Genomic DNA, 12,641 nt, shown 5'->3' with positions numbered 1-12,641 from the left:
GTTTTAATATAATGTGATGATTCTATCTTAAAGGAGAGCAATGAAGATTCTCAAAAAGCCCTTTGGCGCTTATGAAACCAATTGTTATATTCTCTCACTTGATTGTGGAGAAATCATCATTGATGCGGGGATGGGGGCAAGCCATTGGATAGAACAGGAGTGCAAGAATCCCTTAGCGATTTTATGTACTCACGGGCATTTTGATCATATTTGGGACAATGCCAAAGTCAAATCCCTCTTCCCTCATATTCCCCTCATCTGCCACAAAAACGATGCCTTTATGCTAGAGAGCGATTGCTTTGGACTTGGCCTCACTCCTTGTGCTCCAGATATTGTCTTAGAGGGGGAAGAAAATGCTTTGGATTTTGAAGATTTTAAAGTGAAATTTCTTCTCTTTTCTGGACACACGCCAGGGTGCTGTATGATTGAGATCAATCATCATTTATTTAGTGGAGATTTTATTTTTTATCATTGTGTTGGTCGCAGTGATTTTGAGTATTCCAATCCTTTGGATATGAAAGAATCACTTAAGAGATTCAAAACTTTCTCTCCTAATCTCCCCATTCATCCAGGACATGGGAGAGATACGGAAGTTTATGAAGAACAACGCCATATTGATTTTTGGATTGAACGCACATTGTAGGGAGTCGCTATGCTGACACAAGAAGAAAAAATTCGTTATTCTCGCCATTTGATGTTAGAAGATGTCGGAGAAGAAGGACAAGAAAGAATCAAAAATGCTCGGATTTTGATCATAGGAGCAGGAGCACTTGCAACCCCAAATGCACTTTATCTTTCTGGTGCGGGAGTTGGAACTATTGGGATTATTGATGATGATGTGGTTGATGTAAGCAATCTTCATCGACAAGTGATATATCAAACAAGCGATATTGGAAAACCAAAAGTAGAATGTGCCAAAAACAGAATGCTTGCTATCAATCCCAATATTTGTGTCCAAACCCACAAAATGCGTTTTGATTTAAGCAATGCCAAAGTTCTCATCCAAGAATATGATTTGATTATTGATGCGACAGATAATTTTGTCTCCAAATTTCTTATCAATGATGTATGTGTTTTAGAAAACAAGCCCTTTATCCATGCAGGCATTATGCGCTATTGTGGTCAAATTATGGGGGTCATTCCACATCAGAGCGCCTGCCTTGCTTGCATTTTCCCCACTCCTCCTTCCAATATGAAACTTTACAAAAATGGGCTATTTGCCACAATTACAGGCATACTAGGATCAATTAGCGCAAGTGAAGTTTTAAAGTTTTTTACCCATATAGGAACTCCGCTTACTGATTCAATTTTAAGCATTGATCTTGCCTCGATGCAATTTTCAAAACTTCAAATTTCCAAAAACCCCAACTGCCCAATTTGCGGAAAAGACTCCAAGCGCGAGATTCGTCAAATTGCATGCAATTAACAATCCCTCAATGCCTTTATAGCCAACTCATTCAAGAAGCCAAGCATCACTTCCCCCAAGAGTGTTGTGGCTATCTCTTGGGATCTACCCAAGGACAAAATAACCTCCTTCAGTCCTATATTCCTATGCCCAATACTCACAAAACTCCACAAACTCACTTTGCCTTTGATCCTCTTGATCAACTGCAGGCTTTTGGAATCCTAAAACAAAAACGCTTACAAATCATTGGGGTTTTTCACTCTCACCCTAACTCCCCTCCTATCCCCTCACAAGAAGATTTGCGTTTTTCATTCTTTGTCACTCAGAGCTTTTTAATTATCTCTCTTAAAAATGGAATCACTTTTGCTTCTTATCGCATCAACGCCCATAAAGCAAAAAAAGAAAAGATTGAGATTTTATCTTGAGGTAAAATTAATCTTTAAACTCAATTTATTTTTAGAGAGAAACTATGGATTTATCGACGATTTTAGGGATGGTCTTGGCCGTTACAAGTATTTCAGTGGGAGATATTTTAGAGGGAGGAAACCCCCTGCATGTTATCCACCTCAGCTCGGTTCTTATTGTTATACCTACAGCCTTATTTTCAGCCATGACAGGAACAAATGCAAAATTCATCAAAGCTGGATACAAAGAACTCAAACTTGTTTTTGCTAGCTCTCCTGTTGATATCCCCGAAAAGATCAAATTGCTTGTTGAGTTTTCTACAATTGCTAGACGGGATGGTGTTTTGGCCCTAGAGTCAAGAGTGGCTCAACTTGATGATGACTTTATGCGCGAAGCTTTAAGTATGATCATTGATGGACGCGATGCTCACTCTGTAAAAGAAGATATGGAAATCCAGATTGAGCAAATTGAGGAATACTATCATGGCGCAGGACATTATTGGATTTTGGCAGGAGAGTCTTGTCCTGTATTTGGACTTGTAGGAGCCGTGTTTGGACTTATGCTAGCCCTTCAACTTCTAGACAATCCCGCCAAAATGGCTGCAGGGATCGCTGGAGCTTTTACAGCAACTGTTACAGGAATTATGGGGGCTTATGCTATTTTTGCCCCATGGGGGAATAAAATGATTGCCAAAAGTAAAGATATCGTCAAAGAAAAAACAATGATCTTAGAAGGCGTGATTGGCATTGCCAATGGGGACAATCCTCGCAATCTTGAAGCAAAACTCTTTGGATTCCTTGATCCAAGCCAACCAAAAATCTCACAATTCAACTAAGGATCATATATGGCAAAGAAAAAAAAGTGTCCAGAATGTCCAGCCGGAGAAAAGTGGGCAGTCCCGTATGCGGACTTCCTCTCGCTTCTTCTTGCACTTTTTATCGCCCTCTATGCCATCTCAGCTCAAAATACAGAAAAAACAAAAGCGCTCAAAGAAGAATTTATCAAGATTTTTGACTACGCACCCAAACCCGAACAGGCCCAACCTGTTATTCCCATCGCCCCCACTCCATCAGAAACACTTGATATGACAGATGGAAAACAAGAGGGGGGAGATTTGTCTGAAGAACGACCACAAGAATCTGTTGCTGAAATGATTCAAAAAGGAGGAGTTCTTGAGCAAATCGAAGAAGGAACGCTTCTTAAGCTTCCAACCAATATTTTCTTCCCCATCGATTCTCACGAACTTAAAGACAAAGATATGCAACTCTTCTTTCAAAGAATTGTACAAATCATTCAAAGGCTTCCCAAAGATGTCAGAATCGATGTTAGAGGATTTTCCAATAATCCAAATGTTGCACAAACTCCTTATAAAACAGATTATGAATTAGGAGCTAGTCGTGCATTATTTGTGATGAATGCTCTTATCAAAGATGGAATCTCTCCAAAGCGAATCTTTTTCTCCTCACAAGGAAAATATGGTAAAGCGCTTGAAGGAAAAGATGAGGAAGAAAAGATTCTTAAAGGTAATCGTGTCGAAATCTATTTCTTTGTCAGCGATCATCAACATCAAAAAACAAAAGAAATCCTCAACCAATTTCTCCAATCCCAAAAACAATCCCAAAAATAAAAGAGGTGAGGATTTTATCCCCTAATCCTCTTTCTTAAATCTTGCAAAATACAAGACAAAATATCATCATCATCTTTACTTGGTGCTTTTATCATCTCCTTTTCTCCACTTTGAAAAGTCAAAGAAATGTTTTGACCATAGTTAGAAATAGCTTTGATCTTGCACGCCCCGCCCAAAACCTTGATAAGAATCAAATCTAAAAATTGCTTGGTAAATACATCAATTTTTCCAAATCGATCTTCAATTTCTGCTTGAATACTAAAGACAGATTCTACATCTTTACACAAAGCCAACCGTCTATAAAGCTCAAGCCTCAAGCGATCAGCAGGAATAAGTTCAGGATTGAGATATGCGCTCACATTGAGTTTGAGATCCACACTTTCTTGAGTGAGTTTAGATTGACCGCTTAGAGATTGAATGCAATCTTCAAGCATACGCAAATAAAGACTGTATCCAATATTTTTAATATGGCCACTTTGCGCTTCTCCAAGCAAGTTCCCCCCTCCCCTAATTTCCAAATCATGATAAGCCAAACTAGCGCCACTGCCAAGATAGGAGTTTTTCTCCAATGCATTAAGGCGCTTGAGTGCTTCTTCTGTCAACTTCTCTTTATCCTCAATTAAGAAATAGCAAAACCCCTCCTTGTCTCCTCGCCCCACGCGACCCCTTAGTTGATGCAAATCAGCAATCCCAAAACGATCTGCCCCCTCTACAATCATCGTATTGGCATTGCTTAAATGAATCCCTGATTCCACAATCGAAGTGCAAAGCAAAAGATCATATTTTTGCTCAGAAAACTCCTGCATCAATTTCTCACTTTGCACACTTGGAATCTGTGAGTGCAAAACAGCAATCCTTAAGTGGGGCAAAAGCTCCAACAAATCCTCTTTTCTTGTCTGAATGCTTGAAATATGATTATGGATAAAAAAGACTTGGCCACCTCTTCTTAACTCGCGACTAATCACTTCTTTGACAAGTCCATCTTGATAGGCTTTGACAAAAGTTCTAACACCCTCTCTTTCTTTGGGGGGCGTGAGGAGCGAGCTCATACCCTTGATTTGCGATAAAGCCATATTGAGCGTTCTTGGAATTGGCGTAGCAGACATACACAAAAGATGAACATTCTGACTGAGCTCTTTAATTTTTTCTTTTTGTTTAACACCAAATTTATGCTCCTCATCCACAACAACAAGCCCAAGATTCTTAAAATTTGCCCCCAAAATACTATGTGTTCCCACAACAATATCCACATTGCCTTGAGCAATATTTTGCAAAACCTCTGTTTTGTTTTTGATGCTTCCATCAAGACGAGCCAAACGCACTCCAAAACTCTCAAATCTCTTTTGCATACTTTTAAAGTGTTGCAAGCTCAAAAGAGTCGTAGGGGCAATCATCGCCCCCTGAAGCCCATTTTGACACACTGCAAAAAGAGCATTCATCGCCACTTCTGTTTTCCCAAATCCCACATCTCCAGAAAGCAAGCGATCCATCACCTTGCCACTGCTTAAGTCTGAAAAAATCTCCTTAATACTCTTTTCTTGATCGGCAGTCAGAGTAAAGGGGCATTGCTTCTGAAACAAAACAATTTCTTCCAAATCACACCGAATCTGATGCCCCTCAATCAAATCTCTTTTGGCTGCCAAAGCAATAATCCCTGAGGCAAGCTCCATAAGCTTTGTTCTAACTTTTTCTTTGAGCTTTGCAAAGCTCCCCTTACCTAGACGATCAAGGAGGGGGATTCCACTAGAATTGGCAATATAGCGATCAATAAGATGCAAATTTTCAACAGGCAGAAGCAAACGATCTTCTCCTTGATAATCAATGCGGATAAAGTCTCTCACACTTCCCAAAATCTCTGTTTGGGCAATCCCTTTGAAGATTCCAACACCATATTCGCTATGCACAACATACTCACCCACATTGAGCTCATCTAGGAGAATTTTAGGCTTTTTCTTTTTTTTAGAGACTGAAGGCTTATTCAAAGACAGAATCAACTCTTGAGGCGTGATCAGATTGACAACACACGGAGATTGCCGACAAATCACTCCACTTAGATCATATTGATAAGCAAGATGCTCAAATACACTCTGCTGGCTAGCTAGGAGGGTAATTGCTCTATTGGGATGCGCTTCAAGAATAGCCCCCAAATTTTTCACATCAAAAGCAATATCGCTATATCCCTCAAATTCGGGCAGGATCTTTAGGGTTTCAAATATCTCTTGCGTGAAATCTGCCTTCTCTCCAAATAAAAAGAATTCACGCGCTTCTTGCTCTGCCCCTTGAGTTATTTGCGTCTTATAAGCTTGAGGCAACAAAACTTTCTCAGACAAAAACCAAAATCCAAGACTTTGGATATCTGCACTCAATACATTGCTTGAGTGTTTGGCAATCATATTTTCCAATGCCTCTCTCTCTTCTTGACTCAAAGCAAATAAAGCAGGGACAAGAAGAATCTTTTGCAACTCATCTCCAACACAGATTTGCGTCTCAAAATCAAAGTGCCTGATGTCTTCAATCAAAGAATCAAAAAAAGAAATCCTCAAAGGCTTTTCTTGACTGGGTATAAAAATATCAATAATATCTCCCCTAAAGCTCACCTCCCCCTCAAGCTCAACAAGCTCAACTGGCTCATATCCATAATCTAAAATTGTCTGTTTTAGATACTTGAACGAATACTCTTTGTTTTTTTGAAGTTCAATCCCCTCAAGATGCCTAGATGAAGGAAGAGAAAAGAGGGTGCTTACAAATGGGGAGATGAGAATTTTTTTGCCCTCATATTGATAAAAATCTCTCAGTCCTCCACATAAACGATGAAATTCAGACATAAAAGATCGCAAATCATCTCTATGCATTGCTCTAAACTCAGGAAGCAAAAAAGGCTTTAATTGCGTTTGCTCATAGATAAATTCAAGCACTTCAAATGCACACATTGCCTCGCGAGAATCTTGACACAAGAGAAGTTCGCAATCTAGCTTTTTCTCTAAAGCAAGTTTATATAAAGCACTAGCAACCATTAAGAATCCAAACTTTCCCCATCTTCAACTACACTTTCGCCTGTCAAGATTCCCTTGCGTTCAATCACAAGCTCATGACTGCTCACCTTGCCATCAATTTTCCCATAAGGCATAATTTCAACGATTTTGGATTTGACATTACCCGTCATTTTCCCGCTTACAACTAACTTTTCAGCAAAAATCTCTCCCTTAACAGATCCATTTTTCCCGATATTGACCGTAGAATCTGAATGTATCACACCATCAAAATCCCCATCAATATGCAAATGACACTGAATGTGTATCTCACCCCTTATTTGAGTTCCACTTGCAATGATGGTTGCGCCATTTGCTCCATCATTGTTCTTGTCGTTATTAACAAAGACTGCCATGGTATTTTTTTCTCCTTTTCAAAAATTGAATCAAAATCCCTTATATTCCATTGAATAAAGTTTTTTGGATCGATATAGGCTCCCAAGAAGCGTATTTCATAGTGCAAATGTGCCCCTGTACTATTCCCCGAATTGCCACTATATGCGATCATTTGCCCCTTTTTAACAAAATCTCCCCTCTTCACAATGAGCTGATCAAGATGGGCATAATAAGTTTTAAAGCCAAAAGAGTGATCAATCTTGATCATATGCCCATATCCACCATTAAAACCCTTATAGGCAAATTCTACCACACCATCAGCAGTTGCATAAACTGGGGTTCCAACTTCTGCACTAAAATCAATGCCTGAGTGCAAGTGCCTGCTTTTTAAAATAGGATGTATCCGATATCCAAACACATCTGAAATCCGACGATAATAATCGATAGGATAACCATTGGGGATAAATTTCATAAAAAAAATCTTTTGTGCTCCTGCCAAAGAGGCTTTATCTAGCCTTTCTTGCAAACCATTCTCTGCATTTTTATTATCCTCAGCATTAGAAGCAACCCCTATCATCCCCTCCAGATACTCTACCCTATCCCCCACAAGCTCAAATTCCTCAATGCGCTGATTCATTTTTTGATTGAGTGCAGCATTTTTCTTTGTAAGCTTTTCATATTCTTCGACTAACTCAAGATTGCTTTGAGCAATATTTTGAATCTCGCTTCTAAAAACTCCAATAGACACAAAAGCAAAGACAATAAGCATCAAAACCAACAGCACAAGATAAAGAGCAATGCGCTTAAAAAAGATATTGATATTTACAATATGACTGCCGGATATATCCGTGATCATCAAAACAAGACGACTTCTAAACACTGGCTCTTACCTATCTTGATAAGCTTGAAGGTCTCTTAAATCTTCCAAGGCCCAAAAGAGACGATTCCAATCAATACTTCCCTCTTTTTTGAAAATACTCTCAAAATGCTCGCTATCCCAATACGCAAATGCAAGTGCATCTTGAGGGCTTCCCAGAAATCGCACCTCATAACACAATCTTTCCCCTTGACTCATCCCACTCCTTCCAGAATAGCCAATCAATTGTCCCTTCTTGACAAAATCCCCCTTATTGACCAAAACCTCAGAGAGATGCCCATACAAAGAAGAAAAGCCATATGCATGCGTAATCTTGGCAAATTTGCCATATCCCTTGATGCTTGCCCTTTTTTGAACAAGCTCAACGATTCCATCAGCTGTGGCAAAAACGGGAGTCCCTGATGCCACAAGATAATCTATCCCCGAATTCACTCCATACTTTTTTTTGAGCGGATGAAGGCGTTCTTTGATGGGGGTGATCTTTTCAAACTTTTTGATCGGATGACCATTGGGAATGATTTGCAATAAAAAAAACTGATCCTTAGCATCCACCCCTGAGAGATTAATTTCTTGAGTAATGGGCACATCTTTATTTTTGGAATAATCAATAATTTCTTCCAAATCCTCTACTCTTTTCCCGACCTCAATGAGCTCTGAAGACTTTTGATTGATTTGCTTTTTGAGGGATTGGTTTTGCACAAACATTGCACGATAGCGATCGATGTTTTGCTCTTTGATCGCATCAATTTCTTTCACTTGCTCCATCAAAAATGTCATCAAAAAAAATCCACCCACAATCAAGACCACTAATGATAAGACTAAATAGAGGATTATTTTTTTTGCAAGACGATGAAGATTAAATTGTCTAGATCCTTTTTCATCAACAATACTGATAAGAATTTTATCTCTCAAGATACTGCCTCATCACTTCGCTCACAACACTAAAAGAACCAAACACAAGATAATCCTCCCAAGAATTAAAACCACAAAAATCGCTATAGGGTATTTTTAATCGCTCTAATTTATCTTGCAAGATCCTCTTTGGGATAATCCTCTCATGAAAAACAGAAATAATCTCAACGCGAGTTACGCAGTCTTTAAAAACACCCAGAATTGCATCAATATCTTTTTGCTTATAAGCATTATAAACAAGAACGACTTTTTTCCCTTGCAACTCATCTGCTATCGCCAAAGCCGAATCCAAATTATGTCCAACATCAAGCCAAATATTTTTCTTCACCCTTTGCATTCTTCCAATCAGATTTAATTCCTCTATTGCACAAATCTCAACACCCAAAAATTCCAACACCTTTTGCGCTAAGGCAAAGTTTTGGCTTAAGAACAAGGGAAAATTGGAAGCGATGGGATATTCTCTTAGCACTTCCAATCGCGTATGTTTTTTTTGAGCAATTTCTTGAGCTATGGGCAAAACTTGAGAATATTTTTGAATCCCAATAAATGCAATTTTTCCCATTGCATTAAGTTTTGTGCGCGCAATTTCCTCAATCCTATCACCCAAGAATTCCATATGATCTAATCCAATTTGAGTGAAAACAGAAATCTTCTCAGACAACACATTTGTGCTGTCAAACTCTCCGCCCAATCCTGCCTCAAGAATCAAAAAATCCCTATCTCTTGCAAGATAAAGCGCCATAAAAGTCGCATACTCAAAATAACTTGCCTCCTCCATATATGCCTTTTGAATTATCTCTTGGTGAGCCTTTTGCAACTTCTCCCACGCAAGATATCCATCATTGCAATAAAAACGCTCATTAAACTCAAACAAATGAGGAGATGTGAAATGCAAGATTTGATAGTGTTTTGCCAAACTTAGAGCGATATACCTTCCTGTGCTTCCCTTGCCATTTGTCCCAACAATATGGATCACTTTTGGCAAAAAATTTCCCAAAAAATCTCGTCTAAAACACTCATAGATTCTCAAAGCACGACTAGGATCAAAGGGCGCATATTCTGCACCCTTGGTTTCAAGAAATTTTTGAAGATTATTGTGCATTGGCTGCATTATTCCTCTGATGCAGAGTCCCTTGATAGAAAATGCGTGATACAAATTGATCAACGATGTTTTTTAGCGCAGTATCTATAGCATTCATCTGATTTTCTTCGATCATAATTGAGTTTAAGCTTTCATTGGAAGCATAATCGCTTGAGCTTTCAAGAACAACTTGATATCGCTCTCCATCTAAAACTTTATAGCTAAATGCAACCTTAACATTGGCTCTATAGTAATTGGCAAACCCCTGCGCATCCTGAGAAATCATTTCAAAATCAAGACCCGTAATTTCTGCCTCCAAAATACTCTCAGCCTTTTCCTTTGAAGCAAGCTCCAAGTGAAGTCGCGCCAAAACAACGCGGTTTAGACGATCCTTTAGATTCACTCCTGCTTGAGGAAAATCAGATCGATTTTTGATCTCGACATAAACACTCTTCCCAAAAGCTGTTTTTGCATAATAGGACAAAGGCTTATAACCACAACCAGCGAGCAAAAAAATGCAAACTAAAACAAAAATTCTCATTTCAAAACAAAATTAATTAACTTGTTTGGAACATAAATCTCTTTGCTGATATCACCTTCAATCCATCGAGCAGCCGCTTGTTTTGCAAGCTCTAAAATTGCCTCCTTTTCCATTCCTTTTGAAATTTCGATCTCAGCTCTTTTCTTTCCATTGATGCTCACAATCATTATTTGCATCTCTTCTTGAAGAGCCAAAGGATCAAAAGTGATTTTCTTAAGATTCTCTCCACAAAAATATAAAGCACTTAGTTCATGGCACACATGTGGAATCACAGGTTCCAAAATAGATAAAAGCACATAATATCCCTCAGTCCAAATCAAAGGATTCTTTTGCTCACCCAAGGCATTGAGCGCCTCCATACAAGAGCTAATTAAGGTATTAAAAGGATATCCAGCAATCACCTTATCAAAGATTTCTTCACTCTTTTTATATGCCTCATAAACCTTTTTGCGGGCATATTTTTCTTCTTTGCTCAAAGTTGATGCATCAATCACGGGCTGAACTTGAGTGGGAGAAATGAGCTTTGATTGATCCCACAAACGCCTAATGAAGCGATATGCCCCCCTCAAAGCATCATCATTCCACTCCAATTCTTTTGTCGGAGGAGCGGCAAAGAGAACAAATAACCTTGCACTATCTGCCCCATATGCCTCAATAATCGCATTAGGGTCAACAACATTTCCCTTGCTCTTGCTCATCTTGGCTCCATCTTTAAGAACCATACCTTGTGTAAGCAGATTCTCAAAAGGTTCAGAAATCTCAACATAGCCCAATGATTTTAAGACCTTTGTAAAAAACCTCGCATACAATAAATGCAAAATCGCATGCTCCACACCACCAATATATTCATCAACATTAAGCCAATACCGCAAAGACTCAGAATCAAGCGCTCTCTCTTGTCGCATATGTTTGGGAGTGCAATAACGCAAAAAATACCAGCTTGACTCCATAAAAGTATCCATCGTGTCTGTTTCACGCACAGCACTCTTCCCGCATTTTGGACATTGGCATTCTTTCCAAGTAGGGTGTTTTTGCAATGGATTTCCCTCTCCATCAATTTTTACATCATAAGGAAGAAGAACTGGGAGATTAGTCTCAGGCACGATTCCACATGATGAGCAATGCACTAAAGGAATTGGTGTCCCCCAATATCTTTGACGGGAAATTCCCCAGTCTCGAAGCTTGAAATTCACAACTTCTTTTCCCAACCCTTGAAATTCAAAATAAGCAATCACTGCCTTTTTGGCTTCTACTCCACATAAACCATCAAATTTCCCACTATTAATGAGCCTACCCTCATCGGTATAAGGCAGACAATCACACTCAATCACTTGCTTAAGCGGGATCTCATATAAAGAGGCAAATTCAAAATCTCTTTCATCATGAGCAGGCACACCCATCACAGCCCCACTTCCATAATCCCCAAGAACAAAATTTGCCACCCAAAGTGGGATTTTTTCTTGGCTCAAGGGGTGAATAACACTGATTCCCAAAGGAATACCCTCTTTTTTTGCCATTGCACGATGGCGTGCATTTGTATTTTGCATCGCCCTAATTCTTTCTTGAGATTCCAAAGGCAGAGAATCAAAGAGCGCCTTAATGATCTCATGCTCTGGAGCAATGGCACAATAGCTCACTCCAAAGATTGTATCAGGGCGCGTTGTAAATACCTTAAGAGATGAAATCTGAGTTTTTTCTCTTCCCTCTTCAGCAAGGTCAAAGCTAAATTCCAACCCACTAGACTTTCCAATCCAATTTCTTTGCATATGTATCACTTGAGCGGGCCATTTTCCCTCTAAAGTCGCCAAATCATCAAGCAAATCTTGTGCAAAATCTGTAATCTTGATGTAATACTGATACATCTCTTTTTGCACAACCTCTGTATCACATCTCCAGCATTTGCCATCAATCACCTGTTCGTTTGCAAGTACAGTTTGATCATTGGGACACCAATTAAGCATCGCTTTTTTGCGATAAATCAATCCAGCATTCCACATATCAATAAAGAACTTCTGCTCCCAATGCGTATAATCCTCATCACATGTTGCCAATTCATTTTCTTGCGCAAAGGAGAAGCCTAGCTTCATTAGTTGTTCTTTCATTGCAGAAATATTAGAATAAGTCCAATCTTTGGGATGGATTCCGTGTTTGATTGCTGCATTTTCTGCAGGCATTCCAAACGCATCCCATCCAATGGGGTGCAAAACATTAAAACCCTTTTTGCGATAATGCCTCGCCATCGCATCGCCAATACAATAATTTCTTACATGTCCCATATGGATTGATCCACTCGGATAGGGAAACATGCTTAAGATATATTTCTTAGGAAGATTTAAATCATCACTCCATTCAAAACTACCTTGATCTAGCCATTGCTTTTGCCACTTTTGCTCTATTTCTTTTGGATTATATTCTTGCATCTTCTATC

General features: G+C 39.1%; 12 protein-coding genes. 5 read left to right on the top strand and 7 right to left on the bottom strand.

What is annotated here, in order from left to right:
• The first annotated feature begins 40 nt into the window (after window positions 1-40).
• From LW137_RS02180 to motB, 5 genes are read left to right on the top strand one after another with little or no spacing between them, the layout of a single operon-like run.
• Window positions 41-643, top strand: coding sequence for an MBL fold metallo-hydrolase (locus LW137_RS02180; protein ID WP_233032800.1), 603 nt, complete (start codon window positions 41-43; stop codon window positions 641-643).
• A gap of 9 nt (window positions 644-652) precedes the next feature.
• Window positions 653-1,426, top strand: a complete 774-nt coding sequence (locus tag LW137_RS02175) for a HesA/MoeB/ThiF family protein (RefSeq protein WP_233032799.1) — start codon at window positions 653-655, stop codon at window positions 1,424-1,426.
• Entirely contained in the window at window positions 1,417-1,830 is a 414-nt protein-coding gene (locus tag LW137_RS02170; protein ID WP_233032798.1) for a M67 family metallopeptidase, read from the top strand. The genes LW137_RS02175 and LW137_RS02170 overlap by 10 nt, the downstream gene beginning before the upstream one ends.
• 44 nt (window positions 1,831-1,874) lie before the next feature.
• Window positions 1,875-2,645, top strand: coding sequence for a flagellar motor stator protein MotA (gene motA / locus LW137_RS02165; protein ID WP_233032797.1), 771 nt, complete (start codon window positions 1,875-1,877; stop codon window positions 2,643-2,645).
• 9 nt (window positions 2,646-2,654) lie between these two features.
• Window positions 2,655-3,437, top strand: coding sequence for a flagellar motor protein MotB (gene motB / locus LW137_RS02160; protein ID WP_233032796.1), 783 nt, complete (start codon window positions 2,655-2,657; stop codon window positions 3,435-3,437).
• Window positions 3,438-3,451: 14 nt separating this feature from the next.
• Here the strand turns inward: motB and mfd are convergent, their stop codons facing one another.
• Genes mfd through leuS form a run of 7 tightly spaced genes read right to left on the bottom strand, consistent with a single transcriptional unit; the run spans window position 3,452 to window position 12,633 of the window.
• On the bottom strand, window positions 3,452-6,451 hold the full coding sequence (gene mfd / locus LW137_RS02155; RefSeq protein ID WP_233032795.1) for a transcription-repair coupling factor: 3,000 nt from the start codon (window positions 6,449-6,451) through the stop codon (window positions 3,452-3,454).
• On the bottom strand, window positions 6,451-6,822 hold the full coding sequence (locus LW137_RS02150) for a bactofilin family protein (protein ID WP_233032794.1): 372 nt from the start codon (window positions 6,820-6,822) through the stop codon (window positions 6,451-6,453). Before LW137_RS02150 ends, mfd begins: the two co-directional genes overlap by 1 nt.
• Complete coding sequence (locus LW137_RS02145; protein WP_233032793.1) at window positions 6,744-7,682, bottom strand: M23 family metallopeptidase; 939 nt, start codon at window positions 7,680-7,682, stop codon at window positions 6,744-6,746. The genes LW137_RS02150 and LW137_RS02145 overlap by 79 nt, the downstream gene beginning before the upstream one ends.
• Before the next feature lie 6 nt (window positions 7,683-7,688).
• Complete coding sequence (locus LW137_RS02140; RefSeq protein ID WP_233032792.1) at window positions 7,689-8,591, bottom strand: M23 family metallopeptidase; 903 nt, start codon at window positions 8,589-8,591, stop codon at window positions 7,689-7,691.
• Window positions 8,581-9,702, bottom strand: a complete 1,122-nt coding sequence (locus tag LW137_RS02135) for a Mur ligase family protein (RefSeq protein ID WP_233032791.1) — start codon at window positions 9,700-9,702, stop codon at window positions 8,581-8,583. Before LW137_RS02135 ends, LW137_RS02140 begins: the two co-directional genes overlap by 11 nt.
• Window positions 9,683-10,156, bottom strand: coding sequence for an LPS assembly lipoprotein LptE (gene lptE / locus LW137_RS02130; RefSeq protein ID WP_233032790.1), 474 nt, complete (start codon window positions 10,154-10,156; stop codon window positions 9,683-9,685). Before lptE ends, LW137_RS02135 begins: the two co-directional genes overlap by 20 nt.
• Before the next feature lie 53 nt (window positions 10,157-10,209).
• Window positions 10,210-12,633, bottom strand: a complete 2,424-nt coding sequence (gene leuS / locus LW137_RS02125) for a leucine--tRNA ligase (RefSeq protein ID WP_233032789.1) — start codon at window positions 12,631-12,633, stop codon at window positions 10,210-10,212.
• Window positions 12,634-12,641: the final 8 nt, after the last annotated feature.

The organism is Helicobacter kayseriensis (assembly GCF_021300655.1).
GTDB lineage: Bacteria > Campylobacterota > Campylobacteria > Campylobacterales > Helicobacteraceae > Helicobacter_G > Helicobacter_G kayseriensis.
This window is presented reverse-complemented; position numbering and strand designations above follow the sequence as displayed.